14 protein-coding genes are annotated in these 18,611 nt (G+C 59.4%); 7 read left to right on the forward strand and 7 right to left on the reverse strand.

Annotation, left to right across the window (positions count from 1 at the left end):
* Nucleotides 1-8: 8 nt before the first annotated feature.
* Together HGP31_RS23380 and HGP31_RS23385 are read left to right on the forward strand one after the other, a co-directional pair.
* Nucleotides 9-3,650 (forward strand): transporter substrate-binding domain-containing protein, encoded by a 3,642-nt coding sequence (locus HGP31_RS23380; protein WP_168758767.1) that lies wholly within the window; start codon nt 9-11, stop codon nt 3,648-3,650.
* Nucleotides 3,651-3,698: 48 nt separating this feature from the next.
* Nucleotides 3,699-6,644 carry an HD domain-containing phosphohydrolase gene (locus HGP31_RS23385; RefSeq protein WP_168758768.1) on the forward strand — a complete coding sequence of 982 codons (2,946 nt, stop codon included), beginning with the start codon at nt 3,699-3,701 and terminating at the stop codon, nt 6,642-6,644.
* On the opposite strand, the gene HGP31_RS23390 is transcribed toward HGP31_RS23385, so the two are convergent.
* Together HGP31_RS23390 and HGP31_RS23395 are read right to left on the reverse strand one after the other, a co-directional pair.
* Nucleotides 6,645-7,127 (reverse strand): GAF domain-containing protein, encoded by a 483-nt coding sequence (locus tag HGP31_RS23390; protein WP_020796807.1) that lies wholly within the window; start codon nt 7,125-7,127, stop codon nt 6,645-6,647.
* Entirely contained in the window at nt 7,124-8,014 is an 891-nt protein-coding gene (locus HGP31_RS23395) for an ATP-binding protein (protein WP_033044809.1), read from the reverse strand. The genes HGP31_RS23390 and HGP31_RS23395 overlap by 4 nt, the downstream gene beginning before the upstream one ends.
* Before the next feature lie 117 nt (nt 8,015-8,131).
* Here HGP31_RS23395 and HGP31_RS23400 point away from each other — a divergent pair, with 117 nt between their 5' ends.
* The gene (locus HGP31_RS23400; protein ID WP_083349615.1) at nt 8,132-10,495 is read left to right on the forward strand and encodes a hybrid sensor histidine kinase/response regulator; all 2,364 of its coding nucleotides are present in this window, start codon (nt 8,132-8,134) and stop codon (nt 10,493-10,495) included.
* Here HGP31_RS23400 and HGP31_RS23405 read toward each other — a convergent pair.
* The 3 genes from HGP31_RS23405 to msrB form a co-directional block, all read right to left on the reverse strand.
* Nucleotides 10,479-10,940 (reverse strand): MarR family winged helix-turn-helix transcriptional regulator, encoded by a 462-nt coding sequence (locus tag HGP31_RS23405; protein WP_020796804.1) that lies wholly within the window; start codon nt 10,938-10,940, stop codon nt 10,479-10,481. The two genes, HGP31_RS23400 and HGP31_RS23405, sit on opposite strands and share 17 nt — an antisense overlap.
* Nucleotides 10,937-11,422 (reverse strand): glutathione peroxidase, encoded by a 486-nt coding sequence (locus HGP31_RS23410; RefSeq protein ID WP_020796803.1) that lies wholly within the window; start codon nt 11,420-11,422, stop codon nt 10,937-10,939. The genes HGP31_RS23405 and HGP31_RS23410 overlap by 4 nt, the downstream gene beginning before the upstream one ends.
* A gap of 210 nt (nt 11,423-11,632) precedes the next feature.
* On the reverse strand, nt 11,633-12,028 hold the full coding sequence (gene msrB, locus HGP31_RS23415; RefSeq protein WP_168758769.1) for a peptide-methionine (R)-S-oxide reductase MsrB: 396 nt from the start codon (nt 12,026-12,028) through the stop codon (nt 11,633-11,635).
* 226 nt (nt 12,029-12,254) lie between these two features.
* On the opposite strand from msrB, the gene HGP31_RS23420 reads away from it, so the two are divergent.
* The gene (locus HGP31_RS23420) at nt 12,255-13,466 is read left to right on the forward strand and encodes a pyridoxal phosphate-dependent aminotransferase (protein ID WP_020796801.1); all 1,212 of its coding nucleotides are present in this window, start codon (nt 12,255-12,257) and stop codon (nt 13,464-13,466) included.
* A 316-nt stretch (nt 13,467-13,782) separates the two neighbouring features.
* Nucleotides 13,783-14,673 carry a protease HtpX gene (gene htpX / locus HGP31_RS23425; RefSeq protein ID WP_020796800.1) on the forward strand — a complete coding sequence of 297 codons (891 nt, stop codon included), beginning with the start codon at nt 13,783-13,785 and terminating at the stop codon, nt 14,671-14,673.
* 188 nt (nt 14,674-14,861) lie between these two features.
* On the opposite strand, the gene HGP31_RS23430 is transcribed toward htpX, so the two are convergent.
* On the reverse strand, nt 14,862-15,518 hold the full coding sequence (locus HGP31_RS23430; RefSeq protein ID WP_020796799.1) for a thiopurine S-methyltransferase: 657 nt from the start codon (nt 15,516-15,518) through the stop codon (nt 14,862-14,864).
* A 102-nt stretch (nt 15,519-15,620) separates the two neighbouring features.
* On the opposite strand from HGP31_RS23430, the gene HGP31_RS23435 reads away from it, so the two are divergent.
* The gene (locus HGP31_RS23435; RefSeq protein WP_168758770.1) at nt 15,621-16,388 is read left to right on the forward strand and encodes a DODA-type extradiol aromatic ring-opening family dioxygenase; all 768 of its coding nucleotides are present in this window, start codon (nt 15,621-15,623) and stop codon (nt 16,386-16,388) included.
* Nucleotides 16,389-16,413: 25 nt separating this feature from the next.
* Here HGP31_RS23435 and phnR read toward each other — a convergent pair whose 3' ends face one another.
* Nucleotides 16,414-17,127 (reverse strand): phosphonate utilization transcriptional regulator PhnR, encoded by a 714-nt coding sequence (gene phnR, locus HGP31_RS23440; protein WP_020796797.1) that lies wholly within the window; start codon nt 17,125-17,127, stop codon nt 16,414-16,416.
* Nucleotides 17,128-17,477: 350 nt separating this feature from the next.
* On the opposite strand from phnR, the gene HGP31_RS23445 reads away from it, so the two are divergent.
* Nucleotides 17,478-18,542, forward strand: a complete 1,065-nt coding sequence (locus HGP31_RS23445; protein ID WP_020796796.1) for an ABC transporter substrate-binding protein — start codon at nt 17,478-17,480, stop codon at nt 18,540-18,542.
* The last annotated feature ends 69 nt before the right edge of the window (nt 18,543-18,611 follow it).

Genomic DNA, 18,611 nt, shown 5'->3' on the forward strand with positions numbered 1-18,611 from the left:
GGCACAGGATGCCCAGTCGCTTGAAGGACTATCTGCTGATCATGATCACAAGCTTGTGCCTGTACACCCCGCTGCACGCCGCCCAGGCCTCTGAGCAACTCACCTTGCTCAGTCGTTCAGCCCCCCTGCACCTGAAAGTCGAGCTGGATCAATCACAGCGACATTGGGCCCGAGGTAAACAGGAACTGATCCTGGGTACTTCAGCACCCGACTATCCCCCCTTCGACCTGACCAGCAGCGGTCATGACTACGAAGGTTTTACTGCGGACTACGCGGGCATTCTTGGCAAGGTCCTTGACCTGCCCATCAAGGTCCGGCGCTTCAACTCCCGGGGAGCTGCAATCGAAGCACTCGAAAACGGCGAGGTAGACCTGCTGGGCACCGCCAACGGATTCGAGGCGAGCAATGACCACATCGCGCTTTCCAGGCCCTATGCGGTAGATCAACCGGTCCTGGTGACACGTGAAGGCGAAACCCGCACGCTCAATGATGGGCTGTCCGGGTTGCGGCTGAGCATGCTTTATCACTACTTGCCCCTGGAGGAGGTAAAGGCCCTGTATCCGAAGGCAATCATCACGTCCTACCCCTCCTACCAGAACGCGATCAATGCCGTTGCTTTCGGCCAGGCCGATGTTTTTCTCGGTGACACCGTTTCAACCCACTACATGATTAACAAGGGCTATCTGAACAACATTCGCATGGCCAGTTTCGGCAAGCACGAAGCCCATGGTTTCAGCTTTGCGGTGCACAAGACCAATCCACAACTGCTCGACATCATCAACACGACGCTCAAGGCTATCCCCGCCAGCGAACGGGAAAACATCGCCAAGCGCTGGAGCGCCGGGAGCGATATCCTGCTCACCGACCAGAAACTGGAGCTCAGTTACAATGAGGAGCACTGGCTGGCGCAACATCCGGTGGTCCGGGTGGTCGTCAATGAGGCCTATGCGCCACTGACTTTTTTTGACAGTGCCGGCAACTTTCGCGGAATTGCCGCTGATCTGCTCGAGTTGATCAGGTTGCGTACCGGCCTGCGCTTCGATATTCAGCGCAGCCGCAGCGACAGCGACATGATCGAGCTGATCAAGACCGGTCAGGCCGACCTGATCGCCGCGCTGCTCCCCAGCGCGAAACGGGATAACTTGCTGAACTTTACCCGTCCCTACCTGCAGAACTCCTACGTCCTGTTGACACGCAAGGCGCACGACAGTCCGGCGAACCTTGCCCAGCTCAAGGGCAAGAGCCTGGCAATTGCCCGAGGCAATCCCCTGGTCGAGTATCTGCGCCGCGAGTTCCCGCAGATCCGGTTGATCAAGACCCCGGACACCTTCAGTGCCGTAGAAATGCTCGCCGAAGGCCGGGTGGAAGGCGCAGTGAATTCGTTGGTGATCGCCAATTACTTCATCGCCTCGCAACTGTTCGAAACCGATCTGCAAATCAGCACCACCATCGGCACCCGGCAGGCGGCGTTCTCCCTGGCAACCGGGCGCGATGCCAAGGAACTCAATGACATCCTCAACAAGGCACTGTTGAGCATCGCGCCACAGGAACTGGGCGTCATCAATAACCGTTGGCGCGGCTATTCGGCTTCCTCGCAAAGTACCTGGCGCAATTATCAACGGCTCTTCTATCAGATCGTCATCGGCGCGGGGTTACTGTTGTTGATCTCCGTGACCTGGAACGCCTACATGCGGCGCCAGATCAATCAACGCAGGGCGGCCGAGCGAGCGCTGAACGATCAATTGGAATTCATGGGTTCATTGGTCAATGGCACGCCTCATCCAATTTATGTACGTGATCGTCAAGGACTGCTGCAAAGTTGCAATGACAGTTACCTGCGAACCTTCAATACCAAACGCGAAGACGTGATCGGCAAAAGCGTGATCCAGGGCACCCTGGGCAACGCTTTCGAAGCTCGGGAGTACCAGGTCGACTACCAGCGTGTCGTGACCGAGGGCACGCCCATGATCCTTGACCGTGCGCTGCACATTGGCGACCGCCGGTTGACGATCTATCACTGGATTCTCCCGTACCGTGACTCAAGCGGTGAGGTCCAGGGCATCATTGGTGGCTGGATCGACATCAGCGAACGGCGGCAATTGCTCGATGACCTGCGTTGTGCCAAGGAACGTGCCGACGAAGCGAACCGGGCCAAGAGTACGTTCCTGGCAACCATGAGTCATGAAATTCGCACCCCGATGAATGCCGTCATCGGCATGCTCGAACTGACGCTCAAACGCATCGAACTCCAGCACCCGGATCGTCCCGCCATTGATGTGGCCTACCACTCGGCGAGGGACCTGCTGGAACTGATCGGGGACATCCTCGATATTGCCCGCATCGAGTCCGGACACCTGAGCCTGAACCCGGAACGGGTCAATCCAGAGGAACTCGTGGCGTCGGTGGCGCGTATTTTCGATGGACTGGCGCGACAGAAGGGACTCGAATTGCAATTGGAATTCAATCCGGCCAACCCGACGATCGACGTGTTGCTCGATCCCCTGCGCTTCAAGCAGGTGTTGTCGAACCTGGTCAGCAATGCCATCAAGTTTACCGAGCACGGCCAGGTCAGGATTATTGTCGCACTGCACCTGACCGAAGAACCCAACCAGGTTCAAATGCTGCTGCTGGTCGAAGACACTGGCCCGGGAATCAGCCATGAGGATCAACAACGCCTGTTCGAACCTTTCGCCCAGGCCGGAAATGCAGCTCAGTCGGCCAGGGGGGGTGCCGGGCTTGGCCTGGTAATCAGCCGCAGCCTGTGTGAGATGATGAACGGCAGCCTGCAGTTGAGCAGCCAGCCTTGCGTCGGTACCCGGGTGAGGATTTCATTGCCGTTACCCACACTGCCTCGCCAATCACGGGAGCAAATAGCTGAGCCCACCATCCACTGCGCCACGGTCCCATTGAATGTGCTGGTGGTCGACGACCACGCGGCCAATCGTTTGCTGATGTGCCAGCAGCTGGAGTTTCTGGGCCACCGATTCAGCGTCGCGGCAGATGGCCAGGCTGGCTTGGACGCATGGAAATCCGACACATTTGACCTGGTGATCGCCGATTGCAACATGCCGGTCATGAACGGATACGAACTGGCCAAAGCCATTCGTCGACATGAACAGCATGCACAATTGCCGCGCTGCACCCTCTTGGGCTTTACCGCCAATGCTCAACCGGAAGAGATTCAACGTTGCAAACAGGCCGGGATGGACGACTGCCTGTTCAAGCCACTGTCCCTGGCCGCCCTGGGTCAATGGGTCAAGGGCATCCAGCCCGCGGGCGCCGCACCAGCCTTCAGCCAGCAAGGCTTGCATGTGTTGACGGGTGGCAATCCGACGTTAAACCTGCGCCTGCTGACCGAACTGCTGAGCAGTAGCCGCCTGGATCGACAGGGCCTGCAAGCGCTGTCAGGCACACAGGAACCACAGGCATTTCTCGACATTGCCCATAGAATCAAGGGCGCCGCCCGAATCGTCCAGGCCACTCGGTTGATCGACAGCTGCGAGGCGCTCGAGGCTGCCGGCCATGCCCCCTTCTCCCCCGAGAAAGTAAGCGAATGCTGCGACGCCGTAGAGCGCGCCTTGCTCGAACTGGAGCAGGCATTGCTGCAACAAATCGAGCAAAACGCCCCCTGCACAGTGAGCGAGCCTTAACTATGCTTGGACGCGGAGCAGTGTGTTAACCATCACGGAGTGACCTGCATGCCCAGCCCACTGCGTCCGGATCAACGCCGTTTTCCCCTGCACGTTCATATCAGCGTGATGTTCACTTGCCTGCTGTTGCTGACCGGGATCGTGCTGGGCATTTTCAACTATCAGCAAACCACGCAAATCATTCTGTCGAGCAGTGAAAAACTGTTCAGTCGAATTGAGCAGGACGTGCGCCTGGACCTGCACGCCACCTATGAACCGATTCGGCACCTGCTGAGCCTGTTGACGCATACCCCTGCCACCCAGGCGCTCGATCTGCAGCAGCGCCTGGCGTTGCTACTGCCCTTCAGTCAGTCACTCCAGGACAACCCCGACCTGGCTTCGCTGTACGTGGGGTACGACACCGGTGACTTCTTCATGGTTCGCCCGCTGCGCACCCCAGATCAGAAGGCGTTACTCAAGGCCCCGGATACCGCGGCCTACCAGGTCTGGAGTATCGAGCGAAACAGCAGCGGCCAGGTGCATTCGCAATCCTTGTTTTTTGATCGGGACCTGACGCTCGTCAGCCGTCAGGACAACCCTGAAGAAACCTACGATCCGCGTGGCCGCGCCTGGTTTATCAGCGCCAGCCAAAACGCTGACCAGATCACCACCGAACCCTACGTTTTTTTCTCGACCCACAATGTCGGTACCACCCTGGCACGGCGCAGCGGCGAGCATGCCGTACTCGCTGCCGACCTGACCCTGGCCGAGCTTTCGGCCACACTGGCCAAACATGTGGTGACGCCCGCTACCGAGATCGTGCTGTGCGACGCGCAAGGCAATGCCATCGCTTATCCCGACAGCCGTCGCCTGATCGTTGACGATCAAACCGCCCACCTGAGCAAGGCCGCCGACCTCAGTCCCGCCCTGCAGGCGCTACTCAGTACACCTGCGCCGGGTAATCGCCTGACTGCCATGAGCCGTCAATGGATTGTTGCGCGTAGCCGCATGCAGGAAGGCGGCCCCCAGGGGCTGCAACTGGCAATGCTGATACCTGAAGATGAACTGCTCGTCGATGCCTACCGCATGCGCTGGCAAGGCGCACTGATTACCCTGGCGACCCTGCTGCTGTGCGTACCACTGGGTTGGCTGACGTCCAGGATCCTGGTCAAGCCCCTGCGCTCCCTCGTGCAGGAAGCGGATGCCATTCGCAGTTTCGATTTCAACTTTCCGGCCACACGCCGCTCTCCGGTACTTGAGGTCGACCAGCTAAGCCTTTCCATGGAGCGTATGAAAGATACCCTGGCAAGCTTTTTCCAGATCACAGACAGCCTGAGCGCCGAGACCCGGTTTGCCCCATTGCTGGAGCGGGTGCTGTTTGAAACGGTAAGGATCGGCCGGGCCCAGGCTGGCCTGATCTACCTGCGCGAAGGGGATGGCGACCTCATGGAACCCAAGGGCCTGGTGATCAACGACACCGCACACGCCCTGTCTTCATTCGACCTTCGCGCACACGCATTCAAGGACACAGACAGCCCCGCCTGGCTGCAGCAGCTGTCGACAGCCGACAACGTTGTCACCCACCTGGGCTTCGAACAGGCGGGGGATCTCCAAAAAGTCCTGCTGGCAATGGCCTGTCCCCGCGTTCACCTGATCGGCATCCGCTTGCACAATCGTCACAACGAAACCGTCGGCCTGTTGGTGTTTCTGCTGGCCGACAGCGGCAACCAGAGCGACCTGGACAAACTGCGTCCCGACCGCATTGCATTCCTGCAGGCGGTGTCCGGTGCCGCCGCTGTGAGTATTGAAAGCCATCGCTTGCAGGACCGGCAAAAAAAGCTGCTGGACGCCTTCATCAAGCTGCTGGCCGGCGCGATAGATGCCAAGAGCCCCTATACCGGTGGCCATTGCCAACGAGTTCCGGCGCTGACGTTGATGCTCGCCCAGGCCGCAGCAGCCAGCCAGGACCCGGCTTTCAGCGGCTACCAGCCTACGGACGATGAGTGGGAGGCGCTGCACATAGCCGCCTGGCTGCACGACTGCGGCAAAGTGACAACCCCGGAATACGTCGTCGACAAAGCCACCAAGCTCGAAACCCTGAACGACCGCATCCACGAAATACGCACCCGCTTCGAAGTGCTCAAGCGCGATGCCTGGATCAACTATTGGCAAGCCATTGCCCAAGGTGGCGATGAGCAGCCCCTGGCGCAACAGCGCGATGCCACTTTGGCGGAACTCGATGACGATTTCGCCTTCATCGCCCGCTGCAACCTCGGCGGCGAGACCATGGCCGAAGCCGATCTGCAACGCCTGCGCAGTATCGGTCAACGCACCTGGACGCGGACCCTGGATGACCGCCTGGGAGTTTCCTGGGAGGAGAACCAGCGCCAGGCACGCACGCCCGCACCGACGCTGCCCGTCTGCGAGACGTTGCTGGCGGACCGGCCCGAGCATCTGTTCGAACGCGCCGAAGCCGAAGTGATTGCCGAGGATAATCCCTGGGGTTTCAAGCTCGATGTCCCGCATTACAAGTACAACCGCGGCGAACTCTACAACTTGAGCATTACCCGAGGCACCCTGACACGCGAAGAGCGCTACATCATCAACCACCACATGGTGCAGACGATTCTGATGCTCAACCACCTGCCCTTCCCCGAGCATCTGGGCAACGTAGCGGAGATCGCCGGCGGTCACCACGAAAAAATGGACGGCACGGGTTATCCGAAACGCTTGAAGCGTGAGCAGATGAGCCTGCCGGCGCGGATGATGGCGATTGCCGATATCTTCGAGGCGCTGACCGCCGCCGACCGCCCCTACAAGAAAGCCAAGACCCTGAGTGAAGCGCTGGGCATCATGGCCAACATGTGCCGGGATGCCCACATCGACCCACAGTTGTTCGAACTGTTCATCAACGCGCAGATTTATCTGCAGTACGCCCGGCGCTTCCTCGACCCACAACAGGTCGATGCAGTGGATGCGCCAAGCCTGCTGGTCAAGGCAGGCTTGAGAGCGTGATCAGCAGTCGGTCAGGCGCAGGAAAATAGCGGCCAATTGCTCGATGCCCGCTTGATCCTGCGCGGTGAAACGCGCCAGTTGGGGGCTGTCGAGATCGAGCACGCCGATCAGGCGACCGTCCTTGACCAAGGGCACGACCAGTTCGCTGTTCGACGCACTGTCGCAGGCGATATGCCCGGCAAACGCGTGCACGTCTTCGACTCGCTGGGTTTGCAAGGTCGCCGCCGCCGTCCCGCACACGCCCCGGCCGAACGGAATCCGCACGCAGGCGATTTGCCCCTGGAACGGCCCCAGCACCAGCTCCCCATCACGATTGAGGTAGAACCCGGCCCAGTTCAAGCCCTCGAGTTGATTGAACAGGAACGCGGAAAACTGAGCGGCGTTGGCAATGAAATCACGCTCATCCGCCAGCAAGGACTCCAGCTGCGCGTGCAGCATGCCGTAGCCCTCGAGGCCCTGGCCGCTCTTTTGTAAATCGATCATGCCTTGTGCTCCAACAGTTTCAGCCCCACCCAATAGCGGGCAAATTGATACGCGCAACGTCCGTTGCGATTGCCCCGGCCCGTGGCCCAGCGCACCGCAAGGATGTCCAGCTCTTCGGTGCGTTGCCACGGCAGGCCTGCCCTGTCGGCCAATTGACCGATCCAGTGTTCGACCACATCGAGGAAGTGCTCCTGGGTGAACGGATAGAACGATAGCCACAACCCGAAGCGATCCGACAGGGCGATCTTGTCTTCCACTGCCTCGCTGGGGTGCAATTCACCATCGACCCGTTTCCAGTTTTCGTTATCGCTTTCCTTTTCCGGCACCAGGTGTCGACGGTTGGAGGTGGCGTACAGCAACACGTTGTCCGGTGCCTGTTCGAGCGAACCGTCGAGAACGCTTTTGAGCACGCGATAATCGCCCTCGCCTGACTCGAACGACAGGTCATCGCAGAACAATACGAAACGCTGCGGTAGCTTGGCGAGCTGCTCGACCACCCGCGGTAAGTCCGCCAGGTGATCACGCTCGATTTCGATAAGGCGCAGACCAGCCTCGGCGTGCTCAGCCAGCAAGGCGCGCACCAGCGACGATTTGCCAGTGCCACGCGAACCCCAGAGCAGGGCGTGGTTGGCCGGCATGCCATCGAGGAACTGGCGGGTATTTCGTCCCAGTTGCTCCACCTGGCGGTCGACGCCGATGAGGTCGCTCAGACGCATGTCCAGGCTGACCTGCAGCGGCAGCAGAAAACCGCTGCGCCCCTCACGCTGCCAGCGCGCAGCCAGGCAATGGGTCCAGTCGATGGCTTGCCGAGGGGTGGGCAACAACGGTTCGATACGGGCCAGAACGGCATCGGCACGTTCAAGAAAAGCATTTAATCGGGAATCCACGTCTTCTCCTCGGGCACGTTCACAGTAATGATGTCGATACAGCAACGAAATACAGCGTTCGATGAACGGTCAACCGCCCTGTAGCGGGGCTCGCGGGATCACCCTGCATGATCGACTATGCTTGAGCAGCGAAGGAAAACGGAAGTGATTCAACACCCCATGGACATCAAGTTCACCAACCGGCTGTCTTACAAACAAGCGCGGCTCACCGTGCTGGTCGGTTTTGTTCTGGGTATGCTGCTCAGCGTGCTGCAAATAGGCATCGATTATGCCAGTGAAGACGCCTCCATCAACCGCGAAATCCTGTCTTTACTCGAAATCAGTCACAACCCCGCCTCGCGCATCGCCTACAACATCGACGCCGAACTCGCCCAGGAACTGACCTTGGGCCTGTTGCGCTCACCTGCGATCGTCGGAGCGAAACTGACAGACAACAACGGCAGTATCCTGGCCAAGGTCAAGCGTCCAGGCCTGCAAAGCGACTATCGGGTCTTGAGTGACCTTCTGTTCGGGGCCAACCGGCAGTTCGAAGACCGCCTGTACCTGGATCATTTGCCCAACGAATCCCTGGGTACCCTGCAATTGGACGTCGACACTTACTCGTTCGGCTACCGATTCCTGCGGCGGGCCGAGGTAACCCTGATCAATGGTTTCGCCCGCAGCCTGCTCCTGAGCGGTATCCTGCTGGCACTGTTCTACGTGATGCTGACCAAGCCGTTGGTGCGGGTCATCCGCGAACTCAGTGGCCGCGATCCGCGCAGCGCGGAGCCGACCTCCCTGGAATGTCCGGCGGGGCATGCCAACGATGAAATCGGCGTACTGGTGAAAGTCGCCAACCAGCAATTCGAAAACATCGCCACCGAAATCCAGCAGCGACGCAACGCCGAAAACCGTCTGACCGACTATCTTGGCCAGCTGGAAAACATCGTTTCGGCACGCACCACCGAACTCAAGACCATCAACGCCCGGCTCAGTCAGTCCAACCAGGAGCTGGAAGTCGCGCGCAGTACCGCCCTGGACATGGCCGAAGCGCGTTCCGTGTTCCTGGCCAACATGAGCCACGAAATTCGCACGCCCCTCAATGGCCTGCTGGGCATGATCGCGCTGTCGCTGGACGGCCCGCTGTCTGCCGAGCAACAGCAACAGCTGGCCATCGCCCATGACTCGGGCAAAGTGCTGGTGGAGTTGCTCAACGATATTCTCGACCTGTCGAAATTCGATGCCGGCCAGCTCGAACTCGAGCACATCCCGTTCGACCTTGGTTCGCTGGTCGAAGACACGGCCAACCTGCTGTCGCAGAACGCCGCGCCGAGTGTCGAACTGACCTGCCTGATCGATCCGGACTTTCCTGCGCTGGTGCTCGGCGATCCGACACGGGTCCGGCAGATCGTCAGTAATCTGCTGTCCAATGCGCTCAAGTTCACCCGTTTTGGCCGGGTCGATGTGCGTCTGTCGACCTACCAGGATGGCGTCAGCATCGAAGTCTGCGACACCGGCATTGGCATCCCCCGGGATGCTCAGGTGAAGATCTTCAAGCCCTTCACCCAGGCCGGGGCCGGGATCACCCGACAATTTGGCGGCACCGGGTTGGGTTTGGCCCTGACCCACAACTTGTGTGAAGCCATGCAAGGCCGGCTAACCATCAGTTCTGAACCCGGTTTCGGCAGCCAGTTCTGCGCGCAACTGCCCCTGCCCAGTCACACCCGGGCACTGGCCCCGGCTCCCCTGCAGGGCAAGGTCATCGCGATTACCGCCGCCAGCAGCGGTCTGGCGGAACTGCTGAGCCGTGTATTGCCCGGGTGGGGGCTCGATTATCAGCAACGGTCGATCGATGATCCATTGCTCGGCCTGAACCCCGATGTTCTGATCACCGACTGCCCCGAGTGCCTGTTCAACCTGCGCCCTACCGTCGGTGCGCCCATCCTGCTGGTGACCGCTTACGGCAGCTTCATGCCCAGCGAACAAGTCAGCGCCCTCGCCCCCCTGCAGCAGCAGGCGCGCCCACTGGCACGCAATGCGCTGTATCAGACTTTGCGACGAATCTTGCTGGCGCAAACCGACACCCCCATCGATACCCGCGTCGATAGCCACGTCCCGCAGCGACGTGCGCGAGTGCTGCTGGTGGAGGACAACCCGGTCAACCAACTGGTGGCCAAGGGCATGCTGGGTAAACTCGGTTGCGACGTGATTGTCGCCGCGCACGGAGCCGAGGCGCTGGATCAATTGGAAGGCCGCGACTTCGATCTGGTGCTGATGGATTGCAATATGCCGGTCATGGACGGCTATGAAGCCAGTCGGCAAATCCGTCGCAGTGGTCGGTGGCCGCAACTGCCCATCGTCGCCCTGACCGCCAACGCCATGTCCGAAGAACGCGAACGCTGCCGTGCGGCGGGCATGAGCGACTACCTGGCCAAACCTTTCCGCCGGGAAGAGCTTGCCGCCCTGCTGGACGTTTGGATACCAGCTACGACAACGCCTTGATTTGCCCCAGCAAGTGGTCAAGGCCGTCGCGCAGGTCATTCAGCCGATCCAGATCCACACCGCTGTCGCATAACAGGCGGGCCTTGAGCGGCCCGACCTGATCACGCAGTGCGGTGCCCTTGGGCGACAAGCTCAGGTGTACCTCGCGCTCATCGCGCGCCGAGCGCTGACGCTGAACCAGTTGCAACTGTTCAAGACGCTTGAGCAGGGGCGTCAGCGTACCGGAGTCCAACGCCAGGCGCTCACCCAGCGCCTTGACCGTCGGCTGCTCCGGGGCAACCGCCTGCCATTCCCACAACACCAGCATCGCCAGGTACTGCGGATAAGTCAGGCCCAACTGATCGAGCATCGGCTTGTAGGCGCGAATGACCGCGCGGGACGCCGCATACAGTTTGAAGCAGAGCTGGCTGTCGAGGCTCAGCGAGTCGACGGACAAGCTGTTCATTTGAGCAGTGCTTCGATCTCACCGCTCAAGTCCTGCGGCTTGGTCGCTGGTGCGAAGCGCTTGACCAGCTGGCCGTCCTTGCCGATCAGGAATTTGGTGAAATTCCACTTGATACCTTGGGAACCGAGCACACCCGGTGCACGCTTTTTCAACTGCACAAACAAGGGATGGGCGCCGTCGCCATTGACTTCAATCTTTTTGAACAGCGGGAAACTGACACCGTAGTTCAGCTCGCAGAACTCGCTGATCGCCCCTTCGTTGCCCGGTTCCTGCTTGCCGAATTGATTGCAGGGGAAGCCAAGCACCACCAGGCCTTGATCCTTGTAGGTCTGCCACAGTTCCTCAAGGCCTTTGTATTGCGGGGTGAAACCGCATTTGCTGGCGGTGTTGACCACCAATACCGCCTTGCCGGCGAAATCCGCCAAGGTTTTTTGTTCGCCCTTGATGGTGGTGCAAGGGATGCTCAGGAGGTTGTCGCTCATGATCGAGGCACTCGAAAAGGGGTGATGCGACAAACATAGCGAGCAATTGAATTGTGTGCAATCTAATAAATCCCACCTGCCCCTCAATCCACACTCAATCCCTGTAGGAGCTGCCGCAGGCTGCGATCTTTTGATCTTGATCTTTCGCGATAGAGAGAAAAAACAAAGATCAAAAGATCGCAGCCTGCGGCAGCTCCTACAGGGTTCGCGTTACGAGCGGGGTACCAGGTCCAGGCACACAGAGTTGATGCAGTAGCGCAGGCCGGTTGGCGGCGGGCCATCCGGGAATACGTGGCCCAGGTGCGCGTCACATTTGGCGCAGACCACTTCGGTGCGGATCATGCCGTGGCTGACATCACGAATCTCGGTCATGGCGCTATTGCCGATCGGCGCATAAAAGCTTGGCCAGCCGCAGCCGGAATCGAACTTGGTGCTGGAATCGAACAACGGCTCGCTACAGCAGATGCAGTGGTAGATACCGTCGGTCTTGGTGCCGTTGTACTTGCCGGAAAACGGGCGTTCGGTGCCCTTGAGGCGGCAAACGTTGTACTGTTCCGGATCGAGCATGGCTTTCCATTCTTCCAGGGTTTTTTCCAACTTTTCCATCATCACACCTCAGCAACTGAAAAAGCCCGATCTGTACCTTTTCCACGGATCGGGCGGCACGTATGATTGCGCCTCGTCAAACGCCAGTCTGGCAGCCAGGCCACGCGCATTCAAACGGATTTATGGGTGCTGCCTCTCAAGGCGTCAGGCCTGTGTGATTACGCAGGATTCCCAGCACGGTTGTCCACACACCGCCTGGATCGTTCATTTTCGGGAACACATCGCCATGCAGGTCAGCAAATCGAACAAGCTCGCCAACGTCTGCTACGACATTCGCGGCCCAGTGCTCAAGCACGCCAAACGCCTGGAAGAGGAAGGCCATCGCATCCTCAAGCTGAACATCGGCAACCCGGCGCCCTTTGGTTTCGAAGCGCCGGATGAAATCCTCCAGGACGTGATCCGCAATCTGCCCACCGCCCAGGGCTACAGCGACTCCAAGGGCCTGTTCAGCGCGCGCAAGGCCGTGATGCAGTACTACCAGCAAAAACAGGTGGAAGGCGTCGGCATTGAAGACATCTACCTGGGCAACGGCGTTTCCGAGCTGATCGTGATGTCGATGCAGGCCCTGCTCAACAACGGCGACGAAGTGCTGGTACCGGCGCCCGACTACCCGTTGTGGACCGCCGCGGTAAGCCTCTCGGGCGGCAACCCGGTGCATTACCTGTGCGACGAGCAAGCCAACTGGTGGCCGGACCTGGCGGACATCAAGGCCAAGATCACCCCAAACACCAAGGCACTGGTGATCATCAACCCGAACAACCCGACCGGTGCGGTGTACTCCAAAGAAGTCCTGCTGGGCATGCTGGAGCTGGCCCGCCAGCACAACCTGGTGGTGTTTTCCGACGAAATCTACGACAAGATCCTGTACGACGATGCCGTGCACATCTGCACCGCGTCTTTGGCGCCGGACCTGTTGTGCCTGACCTTCAACGGCCTGTCCAAGTCCTATCGAGTGGCGGGTTTCCGTTCCGGCTGGATCGCCATTTCCGGACCGAAACACCACGCCCAGAGCTACATCGAAGGCATCGACATGCTGGCTAACATGCGCCTGTGCGCCAACGTGCCGAGCCAGCACGCGATCCAGACCGCACTGGGTGGCTATCAAAGCATCAACGACCTGGTGCTGCCGTCGGGGCGCCTGCTGGAGCAGCGTAACCGCACTTGGGAACTGCTCAACGACATTCCCGGTGTGAGCTGCGTCAAACCGATGGGCGCACTGTATGCGTTCCCGCGGATCGACCCGAAGGTCTGCCCGATCCACAACGACGAAAAATTCGTCCTCGACCTGCTGCTCTCGGAGAAGCTGCTGGTGGTGCAAGGCACGGCGTTCAACTGGCCATGGCCCGACCACTTCCGCGTCGTGACCCTGCCGCGCGTCGATGACCTGGACATGGCCATCGGACGCATTGGCAATTTCCTCAAATCCTATCGCCAGTAAGCAGCCAGTCACCGTGCGATACCAGAAACATCGCACGGTGATTCATTCTGCAACATATGCTCGCGCCCTACCCGTGACCTCACTCCCGATGCCCGTGCACTGCCCCATTGCCTGGTCACATCGAGCAACGACGGGCACTTTGTTGCCGGTTGGCTGGCAAATCTCTTTGCCATCCCTTGTCGGAAATGCCCTGCAAACAGCTACGCTGTTGCTGTAGGACACAGTTTGAAATAGTCACTCGGTTGAATACCCCGTTGCGGCACCTTATATACCCCGCAGTACGCTACATCTTTAGCTTGAGGAGATTTCTACAACCATGATGCGCATCCTGCTGTTCTTGGCCACTAACCTGGCGGTCGTGCTGATTGCCAGCATCACCCTGAGCCTTTTCGGCTTCAACGGGTTCATGGCGGCCAATGGGGTTGATCTCAACCTCAATCAGCTGCTGATTTTCTGTGCGGTCTTCGGTTTCGCCGGTTCCCTGTTCTCGCTGTTCATCTCCAAGTGGATGGCGAAGATGAGCACCAGCACCCAAATCATCAGCCAGCCACGCACGCGTCACGAGCAATGGCTGCTGCAAACGGTCGAGCAACTGTCCCGCGAAGCCGGGATCAAGATGCCGGAAGTCGGGATCTTCCCGGCCTATGAGGCGAACGCGTTTGCCACCGGCTGGAACAAGAACGACGCACTGGTCGCGGTCAGCCAGGGCCTGCTGGAGCGTTTCTCGCCGGATGAAGTGAAAGCCGTCCTGGCCCACGAAATCGGCCACGTGGCCAATGGCGACATGGTGACCCTGGCCTTGATCCAGGGCGTAGTGAACACCTTCGTGATGTTCTTCGCACGGATCATCGGCAACTTTGTCGACAAGGTGATCTTCAAGAACGAAGAAGGCCAGGGCATTGCCTACTACATAGCCACCATTTTCGCCGAACTGGTCCTGGGTATCCTGGCCAGTGCCATCGTCATGTGGTTCTCGCGCAAGCGCGAATTCCGCGCGGACGAAGCCGGTGCACGCCTGGCCGGTACCAACGCGATGATTGGCGCACTGCAACGCCTGCGCGCGGAACAGGGCCTGCCGGTGCATATGCCTGACACCCTGAATGCCTTCGGCATCAACGGTGGCATCAAACAGGGCTTCGCCCGCATGTTCATGAGCCACCCGCCGCTGGAAGAGCGTATCGACGCACTGGCGCGTCGTCGCGGCTGAACGCTGGCGATATAAACAAGAAGGCCCGCAATGATGCGGGCCTTTTTTTGCCTGCTGATTTATACGGCGCTCATCAGGGCCCCTTCGCGGGCAAGCCCGCTCCCACAGTTGGCCGAGTTATCAAGATGAATGAGGTCTAATGTGGGAGCGGGCTTGCCCGCGAAGGGGCCGGCACTGGCGGCTACAACCTATCGGCTGGAAACCCGATACACCCGCTCTTCAAGCCGCGTAACGCCTGCCTCCAGAAATTTGCCGCTCTCGCTCAACACATCCTGGTCTTCGAGGGTCTTCAGCGTCCACGAAGCACCGAACAACCGCTGCACTTCTTCATCGAGCACGGCAAAAGGCGGCCCCTCCATTTGCGCCTGGTCGTAGTCCAGGGTAATCAACAACCCGTTGGAGCCCTTGGGCAGGATCCGCGTCAAATGAGCTGCATAGCGCTCACGCATTGGCGCGGGCAACGCAATCAATGCGGCTCGATCATAGACGGCCGAGCAGTCGGCGACATCGCCTGGCGTCAGATCGAAGAAATCGCCACACCACAGCTCGATGGAACCTGCGCGATATACCTTGAAAGGTCCTTGTTCATCCACTGCTGGATCAAATTGATGCTCGCTGAAGAAATCCTCGACAGCCTTTTCCGACAGTTCGATCCCCAGCACCTCATGGCCTCGCTGCGCCAGCCACAGCAGGTCCAGGCTCTTGCCGCATAACGGCACCAGTACGCGAGCGCCCTCTTCCAGGCCCAGCGCCGGCCAGAATCGCTGGAGATACGGGTTCACTTGCGGCAAGTGAAAACCGATCTGATTCGATTTCCATTTTTTGTGCCAAAACTCCGGCTGCATAAATAACCCCAAAATTCGATCAAAACACCCTAAAACTTATATTAGATTTAGATCAATGATCTGACAGAAGATGGCTCTATCTTAACTCTCAGGAGCTCATCCATGTTCCCCAGCCTCTACATATCCCATGGTTCGCCAATGCTGGCCCTGGAACCTGGCGCCAGTGGGCCGGCCCTCGCTCGCCTGGCGACAGAGATGCCCAGGCCAGACGCGATCGTGATTGTCTCTGCGCATTGGGAAAGCGATGAACTGCTGGTCGGCGGCAACCCGCAGCCGGACACCTGGCATGACTTTGGCGGTTTTCCACGGGCCCTGTTCGAGGTGCAATACCCGGCCCCCGGCAACCCCGACCTGGCCGCACAGGTGGTCAATCTGTTGCAGGCCAACGCCCTTCCTGCCCGCATCGACAGCACTCGACCGTTCGATCATGGTGTCTGGGTGCCGCTGTCGTTGATGTATCCGCAGGCCGATATCCCGATTGTTCAGGTTTCACTGCCTACCCGAGGCGGTCCCGCGCTACAGGCCCGCGTTGGCAAGGCCCTGAGCGGCTTGCGTGAACAGGGCGTGCTGTTGATCGGTTCCGGCAGCATTACTCACAACCTGCGAGAGCTGGACTGGCATGCCGGCCCCGAGAGCGTACAACCCTGGGCCAAGGTATTTCGCGACTGGATGATCGACAAGCTGGCGGCCAACGATGAAGCCGCCTTGCACGACTATCGCCGGCAAGCACCGAACGCGGTGCGTAACCATCCCAGCGATGAACATCTGTTGCCGTTGTACTTTGCCCGCGGTGCCGGGGGCCCATTCAGTATTGCCCACCAGGGATTCACCCTGGGCGCGCTGGGCATGGACATCTACCGTTTCGGATAAGGGCCAGAGCCTGCGGCGGTCAGGTTCAAGCCACATCGACCCCCACATGGATCGCATCGTGGCGCCAAAACTCCAGGTCACAATCGATCAGCCGCCCATGCTGATCGTAATTGACCCGGGCGATGCGCAGTCCAGGACTGCCCACCGACACTCGCAAAGCGGCCGCTGCGTCTGCCGACAACGCCGTCGGCACAATTTCGAAGCGCACCCGCCCGTAATGCAGGTCGTAGTGCCGCGCATACAGCTCGGTGATCGACTGATTCAGGTCGAAATCCAGAATGCCAGGAAAATACTGCGGATTGAGATAGTGCTCCACGTACAGCACCAGTCGCCCATCGATGCGCCGCGAACGACAGATCTGAATCACGCTCGACAATGCTGGCAACTGTAACCAGGCGCAGACCGCCGCCGATGCCGGCTGCAATCGCGCCGAAATGACTTCGGTGGACGGCACCCGCCCCTGGGCGCTGACCATGGCGTGAAAGTGGCTGCGCTGCATCAGGTTATAAGCCAGGCGCGGTGGCGACACGAACCAGCCCCGGCGCTCCTCGCGATAGATCTGACCCTGGGCTTCGAGCTGCAGCAAGGCCTCGCGCACGGTTATGCGCGTGGTCCCAAACAACTCACTGAGCTTGCGTTCGGCTGGCAACTTGCTCCCCGGTGCCAGCAGCCCGTGATCGATCTGCTCCTGAAGCACCTGGCCAATGGCTGTCACCGCTTTTGTTGCCTCATCGCGCATCAACGTTACCTATCTGGACTAGACCAGCACACTTACAGGGCAGAACCGGCGAGATAACCGGCTGTTTAAAGATCCTGCAAGCGTAGGCAATGCAGATGACCGAGAGATGACATAGCCGCCCGACGGTCACCCCAATCGCGTGCAAGACATCGGCCAAGTCCTTGCGCAATGGGCCTTCGCCCATGGTCTACGCTTACCTGGCACCCGCCAATACCGGGCAAGTAAACGTTCATCGGGGCGACGAACGACATCAAAGTGTCATCGAGTCACCCTAGATTGGCTCAGGTATTGCTGACCTAGACCAACACAACCGCAATCGCAGCGTTGAAAACGCCCATAGGAGCTTCGGAATGAAACAGCTTTTCCTGGCATCACTGTTAGGCTCGACCATTGCCATGTGCACCGCCGCCATGGCGGCTGATGATTTGAAAACCCTGGAAGCCGCTGCGAGAGCGGAAGGCGCCGTCAACAGTGTCGGCATGCCCGATGACTGGGCCAACTGGAAAGGCACCTGGGAAGACCTGGCGAAGAACTACGGCCTCAAGCACATGGACACCGACATGAGCTCGGCCCAGGAAATCGCCAAGTTTGCCGCCGAGAAAGACAACGCCAGTGCCGATATAGGCGATGTGGGCGCAGCCTTTGGCCCGATCGCGGTGAAACAGAACGTTACCCAGCCCTACAAGCCATCCACCTGGGACCAGGTCCCGACCTGGGCTAAAGACAAGGACGGTCACTGGGCATTGGCCTACACCGGCACCATCGCCTTTATCGTCAACAAGAAGCTGCTGCACGGCTCCGAAGTACCGACCAAGTGGGCTGACCTCAAAACCGGCAAATACAAGGTATCGATCGGTGACGTGAGCACCGCCGCCCAGGCTGCCAACGGCGTTCTGGCGGCTGCCTATGCCAACGGTGGCGACGAGAAAAACCTGCAACCGGCTCTGGCGCTATTTGCCGACCTCGCTAAACAAGGTCGCCTGTCGATGTCCAACCCGGTCATCGGCGCCATGGAAAAAGGCGAGATCGAAGTCGGCGTGGTCTGGGACTTCAACGGCCTGAGTTACAAGGCCAAGATGGCCAATCCGGATGACTACGTGGTGCTGATCCCGTCCGATGGCTCGGTGATTTCCGGCTACACCACCATCATCAACAAATACGCCAAGAACCCGAACGCCGCCAAGCTGACCCGCGAGTACATCTTCAGCGACGCTGGCCAGATCAACCTGGCCAAGGGTAACGCCCGTCCGATCCGAGCCGAGCACCTGACCCTGCCAGCAGAGGTCCAGGCCAAGCTGCTGCCGAACGAGCAGTACAAGAAAGTCACGCCGATCAAGGATGCGGATGCGTGGGAGAAGACCTCCAAGTCCCTGCCACAGAAGTGGAACGAAGAAGTCATTGTTGAAATGAAGTAATGCTTCATCCGTAGGAGCCGGCTTGCTGGCGATACAGTCAACGCGGTCTCTTTGAGCATCGCGTTTATC

This window comes from Pseudomonas umsongensis (assembly GCF_012647205.1).
Lineage (GTDB): Bacteria > Pseudomonadota > Gammaproteobacteria > Pseudomonadales > Pseudomonadaceae > Aquipseudomonas > Aquipseudomonas umsongensis.